Raw genomic sequence first — 20324 nt, 5'->3', positions numbered from 1 at the left:
GATCGGATCGAGAAGAGGTCGGACGGCTGACATAGTGTCAGCGTCCGGCTTCCCATGCTTCGATATCGGATTTTTTGGAGAGGAGATATTCTATATCGTCAAGACCTTCGGAAAGACACTGTTTCTTGTAGGCGTTGATGTCGAATGTCTCGCTTTTGCCTGTGGCAAGATTGGTGATGGTCTGCGAGGGAAGATCGACCCTGACTTCCGTCTTGGGATCGGCCGCGATCGAGTCGAAAAGCTCGGCGAGGAAAGGCTCGCTCACCACTACCGGGAGCACGAAGTTGTTGAGTTCGTTGTTCTTGTGGATATCGGCGAAGAAGCTCGACACCACGACGCGGAAACCGTAGTCATGGATGGCCCAAGCGGCATGTTCGCGGCTCGAACCCGAACCGAAGTTCTTACCGGCCACAAGGATGCAGCCTGAATATGTCGGGTCGTTGAGCACGAAATCCTTCACGGGGTTGCCGTCCTTGTCATAACGCCAGTCGCGGAAAAGATTGTCGCCGAAACCCTCGCGCGAGGTTGCTTTGAGGAAGCGTGCGGGAATGATCTGGTCAGTATCCACATTCTCCATCGGGAGGGGGACACAGGTTGAGGTTATAGTGGAGAATTTTTCTTTCATGATGCTTGCTGTTGGAGCGTGATGAGGTGGATTACATGAGGGTGCGGGGATCGGTGAGGACACCGGTTACGGCTGAAGCAGCCGCTACGAGCGGTCCGGCGAGGATCGTGCGCGATCCGGGGCCCTGACGGCCCTCGAAGTTACGGTTGGATGTGGAGACGGCGAGCTTGCCGGCCGGCACCTTGTCCTCGTTCATTGCCAGACAGGCTGAACATCCGGGCTGACGGATCTCGAATCCTGCTTCTTCAAGAATCTTGTCAAGACCTTCCTCGCGGATCTGCGCATCTACCTTCCACGAGCCGGGGACGAGCCATGCGGTGATATTGTCGGCTTTCTTGCGACCCTTGACGAAGTTGGCGAATGCACGGAAGTCCTCGATGCGTCCGTTGGTACAACTGCCGAGGAACACGTAATCCACAGGCGTACCGGCGAGTACCTGACCGACCTTGAAGCCCATGTAATCAAGCGATTTTTCGTAGGAGATCTTTCCTGCCTCGTCCTCAGGATCGGGAGCAGGAATGGGGTCATTGATACCTATGCCCATGCCCGGATTTGTACCGAAAGTGATGCGTGGCTCGATGTCGGCGGCATCGAAGTTGATTTCGCGGTCAAACTTGGCATCGGGATCGGAGGGAAGTGTGCGCCAGTAGGCCACGGCCTTTTCCCATTCCTCGCCTTTGGGGGCAAATTCGCGTCCCTCGACGTAGGCGAAAGTGGTCTCATCGGGGGCGATCATACCGCCGCGCGCACCCATCTCGATGGAGAGGTTGCAGACGGTCATACGCTCCTCCATGGAGAGGTTGCGGATAGTGTCACCGGCATATTCGACGAAGTAACCGGTTGCTCCGCCCGTGGTCATCTTGGCGATGATATAGAGTGCGATATCCTTGGCGGTCACTCCGAGGCGGAGCTTGCCGTTGACATTGATACGCATTGTCTTGGGTTTGGGCTGGAGGATGCACTGCGAAGCGAGCACCATTTCGACCTCACTCGTGCCGATTCCGAAAGCCACTGCGCCGAAAGCTCCGTGGGTTGAGGTGTGGCTGTCACCGCAGACGATCGTGTAGCCGGGGAGGGTAAGACCGTTTTCCGGTCCGATGACGTGGATGATGCCGTTCTTGGGATGTCCGAGGCCGAAGAGGGTCACGCCGAATTCCTCGGCATTGCGTGTGAGGGTCTCGACCTGATTGCGCGACACGGGATCGGCGATCGGTTTGTCCTGATTGAGAGTGGGGATATTGTGGTCGGGCGAACAGTAGGTACGTTCCGGACGGAACACCTTGAGTCCGCGTGAGCGGAGACCTTCGAATGCCTGAGGACTGGTCACCTCATGGCAGTAGTGACGGTCGATATATAACTGAGAGGGACCGCCTTCGATGTTGTTGACGACGTGGGCGTCCCAGATTTTATCAAAAAGAGTTTTACCCATGATTGGTGGATTGACTTTGGTATGGAAGTTATTTCGGGAGAGATTAGCGGACAAATTTGTTGATAGCGTCGATGAATGCCTCGGCACTGGCTGCTACGATGTCGGTGTTGGCTGAGAATCCGTAGTAGGGGACTCCGTCATGTTCGACAGTCATGTGAACCTTACCGATATCGTTGCTTCCCTTGTTGATGGCCTGAATGAGGAATTCCTTGACGAGCATCTTGCGGTGGATGATCTGTTTGATCGCGCTGATGGCTGCATCGACAGGGCCGTTGCCCGAAGCGCAGGCTTCGAACTTCTCACCGGCGATGTCGAGACCCACGCTTGCGACAGAGTGGACACCTACACCGCTCGTCACCTGAAGGAAGTCGAGCTTGATGCGGTTGAGGGCCTTGCGGTGTGCGCCGGCTATCATGAGCACATCGTCATCATTGATCTCCTTCTTGCGGTCGGCCAGACGGAGGAATGCTTCGTATGCCTTGTCAAGATCAGCTCCTGAAAGCTCGATGCCGAGCACGTGGAGACGGTGCTTGAGCGCGGCGCGTCCGCTGCGGGCTGTGAGGACGATAGAGTTTTCGTCGATACCGACATCCTTGGGGTCGATGATCTCGTAGCTCTCGCGATTTTTGAGCACACCGTCCTGATGGATGCCCGATGAGTGGGCGAAGGCGTTGCGTCCGACGATGGCCTTGTTGGGCTGCACCGGCATATTCATGAGGCTCGACACCATGCGGCTGATACCTGTGATCTTGGTAGCGTTGATGTTGGTGTCGATACCCAGATCCTTGTGTGAGCGGAAGGTCATCACGACCTCTTCGAGAGAGGTATTGCCGGCACGCTCGCCGATACCGTTGATGGTCACTTCGGCCTGACGTGCGCCGTTGACCACACCTGTTACAGTGTTGGCTGTAGCCATGCCGAGGTCATTGTGGCAGTGTGTGGCGATAACGACTTTGTCAATGCCATCTACATGGTCCATCAGATACTTGATCTTTGCTCCGAATTCTGACGGGAGGCAGTAACCGGTAGTATCGGGGATATTGATGACAGTTGCACCGGCACGGATCACGGCTTCGACCACGCGGGCGAGGTACTCATTGTCGGTTCGTCCGGCATCCTCCGCGTAGAATTGCACATCCTCCACGAATTTCTTGGCGAATGATACGGCACCTACCGCACGTTCGAGAATGTCGTCACGCGTGGAGTTGAACTTGTATTTGATATGGTAGTCGGAGGTCCCGATACCGGTATGGATGCGTGGATGTTTGGCATATTTAAGAGCCTCGGCAGCTACACGGATGTCATTCTCGACAGCACGGGTGAGCGCACAGATAGTCGGCCATGTCACAGCCTTGGAGATTTCTACCACGGAGTTGAAATCTCCGGGACTCGATACAGGGAAACCGGCTTCGATGATATCTACACCGAGGGCTTCAAGAGCCTTTGCAACTTCAATTTTTTCAACTGTATTAAGCTGACAACCGGGCACTTGCTCTCCGTCGCGCAGCGTCGTGTCAAAGATGAAAAGCCTGTCACTCATACTAAATTCGTATATGGTAATGTGTGGGTTATTTATTACGATTGGAAACTTGACCTAAAACTATTTTTCTCTTCCGGACTCTACTCCGGAGAGATGATTGGAGATGATTGGTTGCAAATTTACGAATTATTTGTCAAATGCTGCAATGAAATGATAAATTTAATATTTATATACAGTTATAATGGCTAAATCGAAAGGATATGGCCATGATCAAAAATTTCTCCCGAATCCGTGAGTCCACCCGATTTGCAGAACAGTTGCAATTGCGAGAATGTATGCATGTAAAAGGTCTCATAGTTTAGGAATGAGATTAGTTAAAATTATATAATTTTAATAATGCGAATTAGCGTAATGATCTGAAATATTGCTATCTTTGCAGATAGAACCGGTTGTCATCCGGATTTATTGTCCAAACATGGCGACCATTTATCATAAGTATAAATTACCTAAAATCTGATTCATGAAAAAGATTATCTTCACTGCTCTGCTGGCATTACTGAGTGTTACGGACGCTTCGGCTCAACTGTTGCTGTGGGATTCCTCGAAACCTGAACAGCCTTATGGCTATGGCTTACGTGCCGGCATGAACATATCTAATTTACATTACAGTTATGAAGGGATAGGTATGAATTTTGATTCCCGGCAAGGTTTCAGAGTCGGGCTTTCGGCTGAATATGGTATAGTTAAGAGTTTCTATTTAAACACAGGAGTGTATCTCACTTTCAAGGGTGCTGATATGAAAGATATGGCTGTGGATGAGCACGACAGGATTCTTGATGTGAGTGTGGTGGCCGGCTACTTGGAGATTCCGATACAAGCTTCATACCGTATAAATCTCCCTAAGGAGTCGCAGATTCAGGTGAATTTTGGCCCGTATTTCTCTTGCGGAGCTGTAGGACAGACAAAAATCGGAAGAGACACGGAGAGTACTTTTAGCAAGGATGTCCTACGCCGTTTTGATGTAGGCTTTGGAACAGGTGTAGGTTATACATTCCGCCATGTGTATCTGGGTTTTGAATATCAGTTTGGACTCCCAAGCGTGATGGATATGGAAGGTTTCGGCAAAATTGTGAACCGCAATATAGCCATAACCCTTGGATATAACTTTTAAATTCGATCAACCATCGTAAATTGGTCATTTTGAACTGTCCGATCCGGATGAGGCCGATGTTTGACCGGTAGCCGTCAGGTCTGCGGGGAGTTCGCGCGATTTGTGGGCTGAGATGACCACGATCACCGTCAGTATGGCCATGCAGAGCGGTGTGGAGTGGAGGATGTCGCCCAGACCGACGAGCGGGCTGACGACCGCACCAAAGACATAGCCCACAAAGCCGACCAATGCAGATGCGTCACCCGCACAGGCTCGTCCCTCGTTCATGGCTAAAGTATTGCCGACTGTGAAGATCATTCCGAGACAGAAAAGCATCGGGAGATTGAGGGCGTCGTAGATCCACACGTTGTTTATCGTGTAGAAGCAGACATATTGAACTGCGATCACGGTCGCCAGTCCCCATGCGGCTATGACGGCGGCTCGTTTGAGCGGTTTGAAGCGGATGGCTGCCGATGCACCGGCTGCTACAGCGAGAGCGTTGACTCCCATGAACAGACCGAATTGAAGTTGCGAGAAATGATAGTGGTCCTGAATAATGAACGGTGCTGATGAAATATAGGCGAAAAGTACGCCTAAAGCACTGCCCTTGAGAAGTACGTGTGTCATGAAGTGACGGTTTCGGACAAGGACTGCGAAATTTTTAAATGCAGAGCCGAAACGCCCTCTGACACGTCGATCCACCGGAAGGGATTCCCTGAACGGAATGGTCAGAAGAAGCAGCATTGCGCTGAATCCGAACAATATCCAGAAAATGCCTTGCCAATTTATCGACCGGGCTACAAGACCGCCTATGACGGGAGCGGAGGCCGGTGCGAAACCGTTGATAGCACCTACGATGGCCATGACTTTAGCGAGCGTCCGTCCCTTATATAGATCCGCAGGAATTGTACGCGCGAGGAAGTAGCCTCCTGATGCTCCGATACCCTGCACAAGTCGCCACCAGAGGAATATGTGGATGGTTTTCGACCATACGCTGCACATTGCTCCGATGCAGAACACAATCAGTGCGCCGACAAGGATAGGTTTACGTCCGAAGCGGTCGCTTAGAGGACCGAGGATGAGCTCACCGAGGCCAAGACCTATCATGCCGAATGTCAGACCGAGCTGCACGGTCGATCTGGATGTGTGGAATGCGCGTACCATCTCCGGTAAGGTCGGGAGATACATGTCGTTGACAAACGATCCGAAGGCACTCAGCAGGACGAGGAAAAGGATCAGAAAAATATAATAACCGCCGGAAAGCGTCGGTGCTTGCGGCGGCGTAGGTGATGAGGAAGTCTTCATAATAGCTGAAAAAGATGATGCTGTGTCAAAATCAAGTCGGAATTTATCTATTCTGATATAGCCACATTGATTAGGTAAATATAACGTTTGGGATTCTTGGTTAGTTTAAAATTTAGAAGGGATTAGTGCCGTTGATAAATGGTTAATTTAGGTTAAGTTAAGGCGTAGGATTTTGTGATCGTTTGAGAAAAGACTACTTTAGTCGGATAAATTGCGTAATGATAACTTTTCTCAGTCGGATAACAGTAGCTTTGGTCGTGTGTCTCTGCCTCGTGACGTCAGTGAGTGGGGCGGGAGTTGGAATTTTGCCCACACGGACCGGAGACACAAGCGCGATCCTCGCACCGGATCCAGTCCCGGAATCCGTGAGGCGCGACAGTGCGGCTATTGCCGAGATGGATTCGCTGCTCCGGATAATCAATCTCGATGAGGTAGTGGTGACCGCGCCGGTGAAACCTGTATTGATGAGAGGCGATACCACCATTATAAATACGGATGCTTTCAAGACGCGCGACGGCGCATTTCTTGAAGATCTGATCAGGCTGATCCCCGGAATGGCTTACGATAAGCGGACAGGCTCACTGACATATAACGGTAAGCCACTGAATGACATTATGATCAACGGCCAACCGATGTTCAAGGACGGAAAGGTCATTGCTCTGGAGAATCTGCGCGCAGATCTGCTCAGTAACATAAAGATCTACGACAGGGCAACCGACGAGGAAATGTTTCTCGGACTGAAGGGACGGGGGAAGAATTATGTGCTTGACTTGCAGACACGGTCAAAATTTGACGGGCTGCTGGTTAACTCTGCTTCCGTGAAATACGGTACGGAAGGGAAAAAGAATCTCGAACTGTCGTCCTACAGTTTTGGGTCAGATAAAAATTTCACGCTGATGCTCGGAAGCGGCAATGCCAACATGATGACGGATTACAAGGACAACCGTTCCGATCACGCGACACTCAATGTTTCGAGAAAGATAGGTAAGGTGGATCTGAATCTCTCAGGCCATTACGGTTACTCTAAATCCGGAAATGAATCATCCTCGACAAGTGACAGCTATCTGCCTTCCGGCAATACTTACAACGCCTCACAGAGCCGTTCGTTGAATCGCAGTCGCAACGTCAGTTCGGATGTCCGTATGCTTTGGCATCCAGATGATAAAACTATGTTTAGCATGTCCGGTGCATTAGGCATGGGGAGGTCGCGTGGCAGCAGTACTTCGCGCAGCGAGACTTTCGATTCCGACCCCGGTCTCAATGTCAGGAATCCGTTCGCTGGACATGCGTATGAGATGATTGACCCGGCGACACGTGTGAACGGCAATTCAAATGACGGTCTTTCCAATTCGCATAATTTACGTTACGATCTGGATGTGGCCCTGACGCGTAAATTCAATAAACGGGGAACGGCTTTGTCACTCTCGATGAAGGTGAATGGCAATGATAGTCACGATAATTCGTTCAACCGATCGACAACGGAATATTTCCGTCTGATCGGTAGCGATGGCCGTGACTCAATTCTCTACCGCGATCAATACAACGCATCGCCTTCCGTCAATCGCGGTTACGGTACGAGGTTAAGTTTCCTTCAGCCGGTAGGCAAAAGTTTTAAGTTCGAGCTTTCCTACGAATACACTTTTAACAGGTCGGATTATTCACGCGAGACCTATGATCTCTCACCATTTTTTGACCGTGACAGTGAACGGAATCCGGGCGAGTTGCCACCTGATTATGAAACTGCCTTTGTCGATAGTCTGAGCAATCGCACGCTGAGCCGCACACATAGCAATAACATCGGGTTGCGACTTGACTACAATTCAAAGAATCTTAATGTGTCCGGTGGATGCTTTTTCGCACCTGAAAGCCGGACACTCGATCAGAAAACGGGCCGTGCGCAGGCCGACACGCTCCGGCGGTCGGTGAATTTCAACCCGACGCTGTCAATCAGATACAATAATGATAAGTGGAACGTGGGCTTCGGCTACAGCGGATCGACAGGTCAGCCGCAATTGTCATCACTCCTCTCGCTGATCGACAACAGTCATCCGCTTAATGTCACTGTTGGTAATCCGGATTTGAAGGCTTCCTACAGGCAGTCGTTCAATCTTGACATCAGGCATGAACCTTCGGGACTCCAGTGCAACGGTTATTTCTCAAATGCATACAACGAACAGACCACTGCCACTTACTACAATCCGGAGACGGGTGGCAGGACCATGAAACCTGTCAACGTGAGCGGAAGTTATAATGGCAATGTCGAGCTGCGTTACACTAAATTTACCGGCAAGTTTTTGGCCTCAGCTCTGGTGTCGGGACGGTTTGAAAGAAATGTAGGTTTTGTCAACGAGGATATGGCCAATGAACCGGAGCAGAGTGTCACGCGCACGAACAGTTGTTCGGTAAACCTTAGCTGCAGTTACTTTCCGCAACGGTTCGATATTCATTTCAACGGTTCATGGGAGTTCAGACGCATGGACAATGACCTGCACGGACGCAGTGACATCGAGCGTAGCCTGTCGTTCAGTCTTGATCCTGCCTTGAGGTTGCCGTGGGGACTGTCGATCATCGCAAGTTCACGATATTACGTGAGGACTGGCACGATGCTTAACCGCAAGGATAATGAGGAGATTCTGCTCAATACCGGTATCGAACTGAGATTTCTGAAAGGTCGTAGCGGTCAGCTGTCTCTGGAGTGGAAAGATATGCTGAACAGACAGAGGGATTATTACTACCACGCCACCTATTCAGGCATCTATAAAACCTATTCGCGGAAAATCGGAAGTTATGTGCTGCTGACGTTCACCTATCGTTTCAACAAGGAACTGTAAGCCCCGCTATTTCTTCCGGGAGGATGGTTTATGCGGAAAAATGTCAACTGTGGACTAACGGTGCGGATAGTGTTACTGATGCGAGACCTTATAATAGAGTACAAACGCAATGATGGTGTAGAGGATATTGGGAATCCACATTGCCACCATAGGCGATGTGTAGCCCGACACCGCGAATGTCGATGTCACGGTCATGAAGAGGATGTAGCTGAAACTGAGCACAAGTCCGATGCCGATATTGACACCCATGCCTCCCTTGATCTTGCGCGACGAGAGTGACATGCCTATGACGGTGAGGATGAATGCGGCTGCAGTCATGGCATAGCGTTTCTGATTTTCGATCTCGAATGACTTGATGTTGGCCACTCCGCGCTCTTTCTGACGCTCGATGTATTCGCGCAGAGCGGGAGATGTCATGGTTTCGTGGTCATTTTTCGAGATGAGAAAGTCACGTGGTTCGATGGGGATGATGGTGTCCAGACGGCCTCCGCGACGGATTTTCTCGCGCTGTCCGTCGAAATCGCGGATCATGTAGTCGCGGACGGTCCAGCGGTGGAGTGTGTCCCAGCGGATGGTCTGTGCCGTGAGTCTCGACACGAGTTTTTTGTCCTCGAATGATTCGAGCGAGAATTTGTAGCCCGTCTTGCTCGTGTTGTCATAGCGCGACATATAGGCGATCTCACCCTTGGCCACCTGAAGCTGGATATTGGTGCCGTAATCCACACGCTTGTTCTTGACGTATGTATTGGTGTAGTCGATTCGCTTGACGTTGGCGGGTGGGATAATGTATGCGCTGAGGACGTATGTGGCTATGGCTATGACGGTCGCGCTTATCATGTAGGGGCGCAGGAGTCGCCTGTAGCTCATGCCGGTGGAGAGCATGGCTATGATCTCCGAATTGTCGGCGAGCTTTGAGGTAAAGAAGATTACGGCGATGAAAGTGAAGAGCGGGCTGAACTGGTTGGCGAAGTAGGGCAGGAAGTTGAGGAAGTAGTCAAACACTGTGGCTTTCAGCGGCGCCTTCAGGAAGGCGTCGAGCTTCTCGTTGATGTCAAACATGATTGTGATGGCCAGAATCAGGGCTATCGCAAAGATGTATGTTCCAAGGAACTTCTTGATGATGTACCAGTCGAGAATCTTCACTGTAGTGAGGTGGATGGTGTGGAGTGGTGGTGTAAGGTTATTTTGACTGTATGTGACGCAGGGACAGCTGACAGGATCTGCTGCGGGAGTTTTGTCAGAGCCTGCGGCTGACACATTCGAGCATCTCGGTCTTCCAGCGGCTGAAATCGCCCTCGATGATGTGGCGGCGTGCTTCATCGACAAGCCAGAGGTAGAAGGCGAGATTGTGGATGGATGCGATCTGCATGGCGAGGATCTCGTCGGCTATGAAGAGATGACGGACATAGGCTTTGGAATAGACGTGATCGACGTAAGCCGGACCGTCCTCCTGCAGAGGAGAGAAGTCGTCGGCCCACTTCTTGTTGCGCATGTTCATGGTGCCGTGGCGTGTGAAGAGCATGCCGTTGCGGCCGTTGCGCGTAGGCATCACGCAGTCCATCATATCCACGCCCCGGTCAATCGCCTCAAGGATATTGGCGGGAGTTCCGACCCCCATGAGGTAGCGCGGACGGTCGGCGGGCAGGATTTCATTGACCACCTCGATCATCTCATACATCACCTCGGCGGGTTCGCCTACGGCCAGACCGCCGATGGCATTGCCGTCAGCTCCGAGGTCGGACACGAATTTGGCCGACTCGCGGCGCAGATCAGGATAGGTGACACCTTGTACTATAGGGAAATAAGCTTGTGAATAACCGTATTTACCCTCGGTCTCCTTGTAGCGTTTCCATCCGCGAGTGAGCCAGCGATGGGTGAGGTCGAGCGATTTGCGCGCATAGCTGTAGTCAGCGGTGCCGGGAGGGCATTCGTCAAGAGCCATCATTATGTCAGCACCGATCGAACGCTCTATATCGACCACCTTCTCAGGAGTGAACAGGTGCTTTGATCCGTCGATATGCGAGCGGAACCATGCACCTTCCTCAGTCAGCTTGCGGTTTGCCGAGAGCGAAAACACCTGAAAGCCGCCGCTGTCCGTGAGGATAGGGCGGTCCCAGCCGTTGAACTTGTGCAGTCCTCCGGCTTTTTCAAGGATCTCGATGCCGGGACGCAGATAAAGATGGTAGGTGTTACCGAGGATTATCTGTGCCTTGACGGCATCGCGCAGTTCGTGCTGATGGACGGCTTTCACGCTTCCCTGTGTGCCTACCGGCATGAAGATAGGTGTGCGGATCTCGCCGTGGTCGGTAGTGATGATGCCGGCTCTTGCTGCTGAGCCGGGGGCGGTTGCTTCTAATTTGAAATCCATTGTCTTGCTTGCAGGACAGTAGCTTCAGTGAATCCCGTTATGGATCAGGGACGCACTTCGTAATAAGGTATATCGACGAGCTTCACGTCAAACACGAGGGTGGAGTAGGGGCTGATGCTTCCGGAACCTGACGCACCGTAGCCGAGCACGTAGGGGATGACGATGCGGGCACTGTCGCCTACGCGCATGTCCATGAGTGCGATGGTCCAGCCTTGTATGACAGAGCCGGGAGTCGTGCGGAAGAGGCTGTCGCCGTAGGAGGCTGTGTTACGGTATGACGAGTCGAAGGCTACGCCGTTGTATAGGCGGCCGATATATTTGACATCCACCGTTGAGGTGAGCATCGGCGAGAGATTGCCCTCGGTCAGCTTGCGGTCGTTGAGATAGCGCATGAGGATGGTCGCACCCGAATTCCATGCGGGAGTGACGGTCTGATAGACGTTTTTACCGTCCTCCATCAGGAAGTGCTGCTCATCGAAGAACTCTTCGTTGGCTACGCGCCACTCCTTGTAGTCGTCCCACGTGTTGTCGTCGTTGCACGACGTGGTCAGCATGCCTCCGATACTCGTGAGGATGAAGAGAGTGAATAGAAGTCTGAATTTTGACATGAATTGGTGTTTAGGACCGTTGGTTTGATATGTTCTTTTCAGGGCTGCCGTCTGAAAGGATCAGAATTTCACTTCGGGAGCGCGCTGAGCCGATTCGTCGGCCTTGAACTGCGGCTGTGATTCGAAGCCGAACCATCCGGCGTAGATATTGGTGGGGAATTTCTTGATCGAAGTATTGTAGTCGGCCACGATCTGAGTGTAGCGTCCGCGTGCGGTTGCTATGCGGTTTTCCGTTCCTTCGAGCTGTACCTGCAGATCGCGGAAATTTTCGTTGGCCTTCAGGTCGGGATATGCTTCGGTGACGGCGAGGAGTGATTTTAGAGCACCTGTCAGTTCATTCTGAGCGGCTTGGAACTTGGCGAGGGTTTCCTCGTTGAGGTCATCGGCATTGATGTTGACTGAAGTTGCCGCCGCGCGTGCCTGCGTCACTTTTTCGAGAGTCTCGCTCTCGTGTGTAGCATAGCCCTTGACAGTGGCCACGAGATTGGGGATGAGGTCGGCACGACGCTGGTACTGGTTCTGGACTTCGGCCCATGATTGCTCGACACCCTGCTTCTTCTCGACGAGTGAGTTGTAGTTACACGACGAGAGCATCGGGATCAGGAAAGTGACGATGAGGAGGAGTTTGAAGTAGTGTTTCATTTTAGTGGGAGGGAGTTGTTAACGGTGGGGGGAGAATGATATATGATCCGTAGAGGGACGTGGGGTTTTGCCGCGTCCCTCTACAGGACCGTGAGTTAAGTTCGTTAAGCAAGCTTGCGGAGGAGTGCGTTGAGCGACACTGCATTGTGGATGAGCTTGTGGAGATCCTCCACTTTCACGCGCTTCTGCTCCATAGAGTCGCGCTCGCGGAGAGTGACGGTGTTGTCCTCAAGAGTCTGGTGATCGACAGTGATGCAGAAGGGTGTACCGATGGCATCCTGACGGCGGTAACGCTTACCGATCGAGTCCTTCTCCTCATAGTGAGTGGCGAAGTCGAATTTGAGTTCGTTGACGATCTCGCGTGCCTTGTCGGGCAGACCATCCTTGCGGACGAGGGGCATCACCGCGCATTTCACCGGGGCGAGTGCTGCGGGAAGATGGAGCACGACGCGTTTGTCGCCACCTTCGAGTTCCTGCTCTTCGTATGACGAGCAGAGGACGCTGAGGAACATACGATCGACACCGATCGAGGTCTCGATGACGTAGGGGGTGTAGCTCTCGTTGAGTTCGGGATCGAAGTACTGGATCTTCTTTCCTGAGAATTTCTCATGCTGCGAGAGGTCGAAATTGGTACGTGAGTGGATACCCTCGACTTCCTTGAATCCGAAAGGCATCTGGAATTCGATGTCGGTAGCGGCGTTGGCATAGTGGGCCAGCTTCTCGTGGTCGTGGTAGCGATACTTCTCGTCGCCGAGGCCGAGAGCCTTGTGCCAGCGCAGACGGAACTCTTTCCAGCGGTTGAACCATTCCATTTCCGAACCGGGGCGAACGAAGAACTGCATCTCCATCTGCTCGAACTCGCGCATACGGAAGATGAACTGACGGGCCACGATCTCGTTGCGGAACGCCTTGCCGATCTGTGCGATGCCGAAGGGGATGCGCATGCGGCCTGTCTTCTGGACGTTGAGATAGTTGACGAAGATACCCTGAGCGGTTTCGGGACGGAGATATACCGTCATCGCGCCGTCGGCAGTCGATCCCATTTCGGTCTTGAACATGAGGTTGAACTGACGGACTTCCGTCCAGTTTTTAGTGCCGGAGATGGGGCAGACGATCTCTTCGTCGATGATGATCTGACGGAGCTCGTCGAGATCGCTGTCATTCATAGCCTTTGCAAAGCGTTCGTGGAGGGCATCGCGCTTGGCGGCGTGTTCGAGCACGCGGGGATTGGTCTGGCGGAACATTGCCTCGTCAAAGCTCTCGCCGAATCGTTTTGCGGCCTTGGCCACTTCCTTCTCGATCTTATCCTCGATCTTGGCGATCTGCTCCTCGATGAGCACGTCGGCACGGTAACGTTTCTTTGAATCCTTGTTGTCAATCAGGGGATCGTTGAATGCATCCACGTGACCCGAAGCCTTCCAGATGGTGGGGTGCATGAAGATGGCGGAGTCGATGCCCACGATGTTCTCGTGGAGGAGTGTCATCGAATCCCACCAGTAACGCTTGATATTGTTTTTGAGCTCCACGCCGTTCTGACCGTAGTCATAGACGGCTGAGAGGCCATCGTAAATCTCGCTCGATTGAAACACGAAGCCATATTCCTTGGCATGGCTTACTATTTTCTTGAAAACGTCGTCTTGGGTTGCCATTTTCGGTTATGTTATGGAAATGATTATGTTACTTGTTTATAAATCGCGGGTAATATTGTAATTACAAGTTGCAAAGGTAATAAAAAAATCCGAATTGCACCATCCTTGACCCGCATCACGCCGCAAACATGCTGAAAATTAACAAAAACACCCCTCCCTTTTGGCAAAACAAGAATTTATCACTACCTTGCAGGGGAATTATTCCAGATTGGCTATTAAGCGATTATGATGACCTCTAAATTTAATACCACTGTATAATTTATGGCAAAGCGAACAGTAACGCGTATAGGGGATATCTTCTGTGCGGAGATAGATAATGAGTATAAGTGCTATTTCCAATATGTGGGGAAAGACTCCTTTATGCTTGGAGGAGCATTGATCAGGGTGTTTAGAAAGAAATACCCGCTTGATGCCAATCCGGATTTGACGGATGTTATCAATGGTGAGATAGGTTTCCATACTCTTACATATATCCAAGTAGGAACAAAATTAGGAGCTTGGTACAAGGTCGGGAAAGCACCTATCTTGAATCAGGAACAATTATGCAATTTAATTTTTGGAGATCCAAGATATATGATATCTCCCGATGGAACATTGGAGACATACTATGTCAATCCATTCGATCATTGGTTTGTCAGACGTTTCAATGAGCCATCTAAAGACATCGGGAAACTTCCTGACTATTTAAAAGGATGTATAGAGTATGATGGAGTGCATCCGCGAAGTTCGATTATTGAACGTATGAAATATGGCTATGTCATAGGGTCATCATTTTTTTATGCTGAGGTTAAGCGGAAACCGTGGCCTGAGACTGAAAGCTTTACTGCATTGAATCTCAAAAGAGCTGAGAGTTATACAAACCTAAGTTATTATCACGTCTATGGAGATACGGCAGAAAGTGTCGTAAAGACAGATGGTGAAATCCATTACTTCCATTTTCATGGAGACAGGGCGATCAGGGAGATCGTTGTCAAGGCTGATGGCAGCGTGATCCATCTTTCTTCGGCTGAACCGAAGAAGGATGGCTATGAGCTTTTTTCAGGAGAATTCGGCGACATAAACTGGCACGCATACGACTTCCTCACCCGCAAAGCCTTCGACGCGCAGTGGGAGAAAGGTTGAAATCAAAAATTTTATTAACAAAATAAAGGAAAATTGCTAAAAATTGCTTATATTTGCAAAAATTTATGCAATAGCAATGAAATCCAATATATTTATTCTTCCTGTTATCATCACTTTTGCCGCTTGGCTCGGAGTGCTTGCGGCGTGTACAGCCCCGGCTCACGACAAGCCGATAGTGACCGTCAGCATCGAACCGCAGAAGTATCTGCTTGAACAGATCACGGGTGACCGCGTGGAGGTGAGAACATTGATAGCCAACGGAGCGAATCCGGAGACATTCGACCCGACGGTCAACCACATAATGAATCTCACAAAGTCCATCGGCTTCCTGCGCATGGGCAATATAGGATTTGAGGCTGCTATCCTCGACAAAGTACACGGCGAGCATCCGGATCTGCCGATCTTCAACACGTCGCTCGGCGTAGTTCCTGTGACCGGTACTCACAGTCATGGCGGTGTGACTCATGATGTGATCGACCCTCACACATGGACTTCGGTCAAAAACGTGAAGATCATTGCCGGAAACATGTTCAATGCCATGACTAAGATTGATCCTGACAATTCCGAATATTACCGCCGTAACTATGAGCGGTTTGCCGCCCGGCTTGATTCGCTCGACACGGCCATTGTCTCTAAGCTCGCCCCCCATAGGGGTGAGGCTTTCATGGTTTGGCATCCTTCGCTGAGCTATTTCGCGCGTGACTACGGTCTGGAGCAGATTCCTGCCGGAAATGCCGACAACAAGGAGGTGGCTATGGGCGCGCTGAAGGATGTGATCGATCATGCCGCCGAGCACGATGTGAAGATATTTTTCTACCAGAAGGATCTCGATAGCCGTCAGGCCGAGGCTCTGGGCTCACAGCTTGATGTGGAGAAGGTCAACATCAATCCGCTTGCCTACGACTGGGAGAAGGAGATAACGGCCATCGCCGATGCCATAGCTGCGACTGCCGACAGCACAAAGGAGAGCAAGCATTAAAACACATATAATCAGAATATAAATAACCCGCAGGCAGAATGTCGGAAACCATCATATCACTACGCAATATATGTAAGCGTTGGGATAATAAAGAAGTGCTCAAGGATATAAATTTCGATGTCCGGAAAGGGGATTTCGTGGCTATCACAGGTCCTAACGGCGGAGGTAAGACCACTCTGCTGAGGATACTCCTGCGTCTGCTGAAACCTTCGGATGGCACGGTGACATATTATTATGACGGTGTGCCTGTCAACGAGCTTTCCATAGGCTATCTTCCGCAGAAGAATCTGATCGATTCCAAGTTTCCGATCAGTGTGGAGGAGGTGATTGCGTCGGGGCTTATCGGCGAACGTCTGTCAAAAGCCGAAATTGCCGCGAGAGTTGCGGAGGTGACGCGTCAGATGGGACTTGAAAGCCACGCCACTGCAGGGATAGGCGAACTGTCGGGCGGACAGCTTCAGCGCGCGCTCCTCGGACGTGCCATCATCTCGCGTCCGCGTGTACTCGTGCTCGACGAGCCTCTCAGTTATGTGGATAAGCGTTTCGAACATTATATCTATGATCTCGTGGCCGAGCTATCCAAGACAACTACACTGCTGCTCGTGTCGCATGAGATGTCAACCATCGCAGGTATGGCAAACAGGCATCTGATCATTGACCATACGTTGACCGAATGTCATTCCGCCCATCATCACGTCCACTACGAGTGTGAGGGGGAAATTTAGGGGGGAATTTAGAAAGTAGTATAGAGTATAAAGTATAGAGTATAGATAATACGTTTAGGTTTACTGTTTGCAGTGAATTTTTTCGCCTGCAAAATCTAAACGTATTATCTATACTCTATACTTTATACTCTATACTCTGTACTACTCACCACTTTTGACATGCGTGGTATGACCCATGCGCTGCTGTTTGGTGAGCATGTAGCGTAGATTGTAGCGGTTGGGAGCTATCTCGATACCGACATTATCAACGACCTCAAGTCCGTAGCCCTCAAGACCAATACGCTTGACGGGATTGTTGGTGATAAGGCGCATCTTACGGATACCGAGCAGATGCAGAATGGACGCTCCGACACCGTAGTCACGCTCATCGGCCTTGTGACCGAGGTGGAGGTTGGCATCGACGGTATCCATTCCCTCTTCCTGAAGCTTATAAGCCTTTATTTTTTCCATGAGGCCGATGCCGCGTCCTTCCTGATTGAGATAGACTATGGCACCGCGTCCTTCTTTGTCGATCAGTTCCATGGCCTTATGTAGCTGCTCGCCGCAGTCACAGCGCATCGATCCGAAAATATCGCCCGTAGCACAAGATGAATGCACGCGGACGAGCACGGGCTCATCATCGCTGATATCTCCCTTGATGAGAGCGATGTGTTCGAGTCCGTTGCTTTTCTGACGGAATGGGATGAGGCGGAAATGACCGTAGGCGGTAGGCATATCCACTTCCACACCCTCCTCCACCAGTGATTCACTACGCAGACGATAGGCGATGAGGTCGCGTATGGAGATCAGTTTCAGTCCCCATTCGTCGGCTTTCTTGCGCAGTTGTGGCAGACGGGCCATAGTTCCGTCCTCGTTCAGGATCTCGATAAGCGAGGCTGCGGGTTGCAGGCCGGCGAGGCGTGCAAGGTCGATGGCAGCCTCGGTGTGGCCTGCGCGGGCAAGCACACCTGCATCCTGAGCATAGAGCGGGTGGACGTGGCCGGGTCGGCCGAACATTTCAGAAGTGGTGGCCGGATCAGCAAGCGCACGGATGGTGGCGGCGCGGTCGTGGGCTGACACGCCTGTGGTGCATCCGGGGAGCAGATCGACTGTCACGGTGAACGGCGTGCCGAGCATGGAAGTGTTGGCTTCCACCTGATGGTTCAGGCCGAGTTCACGGCAACGTGATATGGTTATGGGCGCGCAGAGCTCTCCGCGTGCGTTTGTGAGCATGAAGTTAATATCGTCAGGCGTGATTTTTTCTGCGGCGATGATGAGGTCACCTTCATTTTCACGGTCCTCGTCATCGACTACAATCACGAATTTACCCTCGCGGAAATCAGCGATGGCTTCTTCTATACTGTCTAACTTTATATTATTTTCCATCAGTATGGGGTGTATTTTCGTTTGAATTGGTGATCATGGGTGAGATCAGGTCGATAAGCTGATCGGAGACTTTGCTGACTGTCTTCAACTCGTCGCGCAGGCGCATCTGAGTCTTGCGCCCGTAGTACCATACGGGCAGGCCGATCGGGAAGAGCACCATCATGGACCATGAGAGCCACGGCTTGGTGGAGGGCTGCTGGAACCAAAGGCTGCGGAGTATGGGGAGATCCATAAGTTTGAGCACCACCATTTTCTCACGTGAGTTGGAGAGATACTCCACATCTCCCTCGATGGTGTCGCGCAGACGGTGGAGTTCGTCGCGGTCATAACCGCGAAGCCAGTAGTCGCGGTAGTTCTGCTTGGGAGGATTATTCTCCAGATAGGTCGCCACTTCAAGCTTCAAAGCTTCGAGACGCTTGACGGCCACCGACGGGTTGACGTCCTCCATCACGAGTTCTTTCATCTCTACATGACGCACTTCGCTGACGCCGAAGAATTTGCGGAAGAAGTTGAGATAGGCATCCTTGTTGAACACTGCGGAGTCATTGACAGCCTTGTAAGTGAAAAAGATACCCATTGGAAGAAGCACGGCGGCACTGAGCCACATGCCCTGCCATACCTCCCACTTTCCGTCGCGGGCCATCTTGTAGCCCATATTATCTATGATATAGTAGAAGATGAACAGGAACACCGAGATTACGAGCGGTGTGCCGAGACCACCTTTGCGGATGATCGCACCGAGCGGTGCACCGATAAAAAAGAATATGATGCAGGCGAATGAGAGGGTGAACTTCTTCTGCAGTTCGATGGCGTGACGACGGATTGTCTTGAGGTCGTCCGCCAATGTTATGCTCTTGTATTCATATTCCTGACGCATGCGGTTGGCCTTTGCCAGACCTTGATTGAGATAGCTGAGACGCTCTCCGGATGATGAGCCTCTCAGAAGTGAATCAACATTGAGCGGCTGCTTGACAATCACGTTGGGTTTGCGCTCATTCACCATTTTTCCGCTGTCGGACTGCGTGGTGCGGTATGCTCTGTAGCCGAGGTAAGGATATTCACGGAGGGCCGTGCTGTAGATTGAGCCGAGAGAATCCACGCGGACGGTAACGGAGTCGATTGTGGCCTGAAGTTCGGCCATGTTCTTTCCGACGTACTGGTTACGCATACCCTGCTCGTCCATTCGGTTGAAGTTGGAGTCGAATTTGAGCATGATCTCCTTGTCGGTGAATGATTCGCGTCGGTAGGGGACGTTCTTCATATTTCCCGCACCTGCATCCTTGAGGTTTTCAAACGATTCTCCGTTCCACAGACGTAGGAACAGGTGTGTTTTGTCAGGCGTGATGGATAATTTACCGGAGTCTGCGAGAATGATCGATGAGTTCTCGAAGCCTTTCGATACATCGTAGATCATCATGTCATAGAGCACACCGGTCTCGCGGTTCTTTTCCTGCACGAAGAGGTTGTAGCCGGGGATCTGGTCATAGAAAACTCCTTCGGGGATCTCCAGTTCGGGCGATTTCTGCCTCATGGAGTAGAGCAGAGTCCACATCTTGGTCTGCGCTACGGGCAGGACATCGTTCTGGAAAAAGAATGCGCCGGTGGCGATGAATACCATCAGGACAATGAGCGGCATCATGGTGCGGAGGAGCGAGATACCTGAAGCTTTCATGGCCGTCAGCTCGAACTGTTCGCCAAGGTTGCCGAAAGTCATAAGCGAGGCGAGCAGTATGGCAAGCGGGAGTGCCATCGGGATCATGGTCAGCGCGGCATAGAAGAAAAGTTCGCCGATGACATCTATACCGAGTCCCTTGCCGACAAGTTCGTCGATGTAACGCCACAGGAACTGCATGAGCACTATGAACAGACAGATGCAGAACGTCATCATGAACAGAGGGACGAAACTCTGGAGGATGAAGATGTCCATGCGTTTGATTCGAAACATAGTTGTGGGCGTTGTGTTGGGGGGTGAGTGACGGTGTTTGACGGTAAGGAGTTACATTCGATAAGTCAACCGCCCGCCATTCGACCCGCGTAGTGCGGACA

16 protein-coding genes are annotated in these 20324 nt (G+C 51.4%); 5 read left to right on the top strand and 11 right to left on the bottom strand.

Features of this window, described 5'->3' with window-relative positions; translation table 11 throughout:
* Nucleotides 1–37: 37 nt before the first annotated feature.
* Genes leuD through K2G41_RS00405 form a run of 3 tightly spaced genes read right to left on the bottom strand, consistent with a single transcriptional unit; the run spans nt 38 to nt 3594 of the window.
* Nucleotides 38–625 carry a 3-isopropylmalate dehydratase small subunit gene (gene leuD, locus K2G41_RS00415; protein WP_300112830.1) on the bottom strand — a complete coding sequence of 196 codons (588 nt, stop codon included), beginning with the start codon at nt 623–625 and terminating at the stop codon, nt 38–40.
* A 31-nt stretch (nt 626–656) separates the two neighbouring features.
* Nucleotides 657–2054, bottom strand: coding sequence for a 3-isopropylmalate dehydratase large subunit (gene leuC / locus K2G41_RS00410; protein ID WP_300112826.1), 1398 nt, complete (start codon nt 2052–2054; stop codon nt 657–659).
* Between the two features lie 43 nt (nt 2055–2097).
* Nucleotides 2098–3594, bottom strand: coding sequence for a 2-isopropylmalate synthase (locus K2G41_RS00405; protein WP_300112824.1), 1497 nt, complete (start codon nt 3592–3594; stop codon nt 2098–2100).
* Nucleotides 3595–4054: 460 nt separating this feature from the next.
* On the opposite strand from K2G41_RS00405, the gene K2G41_RS00400 reads away from it, so the two are divergent.
* Nucleotides 4055–4705, top strand: a complete 651-nt coding sequence (locus K2G41_RS00400) for a porin family protein (RefSeq protein ID WP_300112821.1) — start codon at nt 4055–4057, stop codon at nt 4703–4705.
* Nucleotides 4706–4729: 24 nt separating this feature from the next.
* Here the strand turns inward: K2G41_RS00400 and K2G41_RS00395 are convergent, their stop codons facing one another.
* Nucleotides 4730–5989 carry a multidrug effflux MFS transporter gene (locus tag K2G41_RS00395; protein ID WP_300112818.1) on the bottom strand — a complete coding sequence of 420 codons (1260 nt, stop codon included), beginning with the start codon at nt 5987–5989 and terminating at the stop codon, nt 4730–4732.
* Nucleotides 5990–6207: 218 nt separating this feature from the next.
* On the opposite strand from K2G41_RS00395, the gene K2G41_RS00390 reads away from it, so the two are divergent.
* Nucleotides 6208–8820, top strand: a complete 2613-nt coding sequence (locus K2G41_RS00390) for an outer membrane beta-barrel protein (protein WP_300112815.1) — start codon at nt 6208–6210, stop codon at nt 8818–8820.
* Nucleotides 8821–8892: 72 nt separating this feature from the next.
* Here the strand turns inward: K2G41_RS00390 and K2G41_RS00385 are convergent, their stop codons facing one another.
* From K2G41_RS00385 to K2G41_RS00365, 5 genes are all read right to left on the bottom strand, one after another.
* Nucleotides 8893–10077 (bottom strand): LptF/LptG family permease, encoded by a 1185-nt coding sequence (locus K2G41_RS00385; protein ID WP_300112813.1) that lies wholly within the window; start codon nt 10075–10077, stop codon nt 8893–8895.
* Nucleotides 10058–11188 (bottom strand): tRNA guanosine(34) transglycosylase Tgt, encoded by a 1131-nt coding sequence (gene tgt / locus K2G41_RS00380; RefSeq protein WP_300112809.1) that lies wholly within the window; start codon nt 11186–11188, stop codon nt 10058–10060. Before tgt ends, K2G41_RS00385 begins: the two co-directional genes overlap by 20 nt.
* Nucleotides 11189–11232: 44 nt before the next feature.
* Nucleotides 11233–11796 (bottom strand): FKBP-type peptidyl-prolyl cis-trans isomerase, encoded by a 564-nt coding sequence (locus K2G41_RS00375; RefSeq protein WP_300112806.1) that lies wholly within the window; start codon nt 11794–11796, stop codon nt 11233–11235.
* A 60-nt stretch (nt 11797–11856) separates the two neighbouring features.
* Nucleotides 11857–12438 (bottom strand): LemA family protein, encoded by a 582-nt coding sequence (locus tag K2G41_RS00370; RefSeq protein WP_300112803.1) that lies wholly within the window; start codon nt 12436–12438, stop codon nt 11857–11859.
* Nucleotides 12439–12542: 104 nt separating this feature from the next.
* Nucleotides 12543–14087, bottom strand: a complete 1545-nt coding sequence (locus K2G41_RS00365) for a glycine--tRNA ligase (protein WP_300112800.1) — start codon at nt 14085–14087, stop codon at nt 12543–12545.
* A 261-nt stretch (nt 14088–14348) separates the two neighbouring features.
* Between K2G41_RS00365 and K2G41_RS00360 the strand changes: the two genes are divergently transcribed.
* The 3 genes from K2G41_RS00360 to K2G41_RS00350 all read left to right on the top strand — a co-directional run bounded on the left by K2G41_RS00360 (nt 14349) and on the right by K2G41_RS00350 (nt 16913).
* Nucleotides 14349–15209 (top strand): hypothetical protein, encoded by an 861-nt coding sequence (locus K2G41_RS00360; RefSeq protein WP_300112797.1) that lies wholly within the window; start codon nt 14349–14351, stop codon nt 15207–15209.
* A 76-nt stretch (nt 15210–15285) separates the two neighbouring features.
* Nucleotides 15286–16188, top strand: coding sequence for a zinc ABC transporter substrate-binding protein (locus K2G41_RS00355; protein WP_300112795.1), 903 nt, complete (start codon nt 15286–15288; stop codon nt 16186–16188).
* Between the two features lie 38 nt (nt 16189–16226).
* On the top strand, nt 16227–16913 hold the full coding sequence (locus K2G41_RS00350) for a metal ABC transporter ATP-binding protein (RefSeq protein WP_300112793.1): 687 nt from the start codon (nt 16227–16229) through the stop codon (nt 16911–16913).
* A 141-nt stretch (nt 16914–17054) separates the two neighbouring features.
* Here K2G41_RS00350 and K2G41_RS00345 read toward each other — a convergent pair whose 3' ends face one another.
* On the bottom strand, nt 17055–18278 hold the full coding sequence (locus K2G41_RS00345; protein ID WP_300112789.1) for a bifunctional 3,4-dihydroxy-2-butanone-4-phosphate synthase/GTP cyclohydrolase II: 1224 nt from the start codon (nt 18276–18278) through the stop codon (nt 17055–17057).
* Complete coding sequence (locus tag K2G41_RS00340; protein ID WP_300112785.1) at nt 18268–20223, bottom strand: LptF/LptG family permease; 1956 nt, start codon at nt 20221–20223, stop codon at nt 18268–18270. Before K2G41_RS00340 ends, K2G41_RS00345 begins: the two co-directional genes overlap by 11 nt.
* Nucleotides 20224–20324: the final 101 nt, after the last annotated feature.

It is taken from the genome of Duncaniella sp. (genome assembly GCF_029056165.1).
Taxonomy (GTDB): Bacteria; Bacteroidota; Bacteroidia; order Bacteroidales; family Muribaculaceae; genus Duncaniella.
Note: the sequence above shows the minus strand (reverse complement) of the source record. Positions and strands in the feature narration are given on the sequence as shown.

Bases quoted from the DNA above. Each gene is read 5' to 3' on its own strand.
- leuD (WP_300112830.1), bottom strand. From the start codon at position 625: ATGAAAGAAAAATTCTCCACTATAACCTCAACCTGTGTCCCCCTCCCG.
- leuC (WP_300112826.1), bottom strand. From the start codon at position 2,054: ATGGGTAAAACTCTTTTTGATAAAATCTGGGACGCCCACGTCGTCAAC.
- K2G41_RS00405 (WP_300112824.1), bottom strand. From the start codon at position 3,594: ATGAGTGACAGGCTTTTCATCTTTGACACGACGCTGCGCGACGGAGAG.
- K2G41_RS00400 (WP_300112821.1), top strand. From the start codon at position 4,055: ATGAAAAAGATTATCTTCACTGCTCTGCTGGCATTACTGAGTGTTACG.
- K2G41_RS00395 (WP_300112818.1), bottom strand. From the start codon at position 5,989: ATGAAGACTTCCTCATCACCTACGCCGCCGCAAGCACCGACGCTTTCC.
- K2G41_RS00390 (WP_300112815.1), top strand. From the start codon at position 6,208: ATGATAACTTTTCTCAGTCGGATAACAGTAGCTTTGGTCGTGTGTCTC.
- tgt (WP_300112809.1), bottom strand. From the start codon at position 11,188: ATGGATTTCAAATTAGAAGCAACCGCCCCCGGCTCAGCAGCAAGAGCC.
- K2G41_RS00375 (WP_300112806.1), bottom strand. From the start codon at position 11,796: ATGTCAAAATTCAGACTTCTATTCACTCTCTTCATCCTCACGAGTATC.
- K2G41_RS00370 (WP_300112803.1), bottom strand. From the start codon at position 12,438: ATGAAACACTACTTCAAACTCCTCCTCATCGTCACTTTCCTGATCCCG.
- K2G41_RS00365 (WP_300112800.1), bottom strand. From the start codon at position 14,087: ATGGCAACCCAAGACGACGTTTTCAAGAAAATAGTAAGCCATGCCAAG.
- K2G41_RS00360 (WP_300112797.1), top strand. From the start codon at position 14,349: ATGGCAAAGCGAACAGTAACGCGTATAGGGGATATCTTCTGTGCGGAG.
- K2G41_RS00355 (WP_300112795.1), top strand. From the start codon at position 15,286: ATGAAATCCAATATATTTATTCTTCCTGTTATCATCACTTTTGCCGCT.
- K2G41_RS00350 (WP_300112793.1), top strand. From the start codon at position 16,227: ATGTCGGAAACCATCATATCACTACGCAATATATGTAAGCGTTGGGAT.
- K2G41_RS00345 (WP_300112789.1), bottom strand. From the start codon at position 18,278: ATGGAAAATAATATAAAGTTAGACAGTATAGAAGAAGCCATCGCTGAT.
- K2G41_RS00340 (WP_300112785.1), bottom strand. From the start codon at position 20,223: ATGTTTCGAATCAAACGCATGGACATCTTCATCCTCCAGAGTTTCGTC.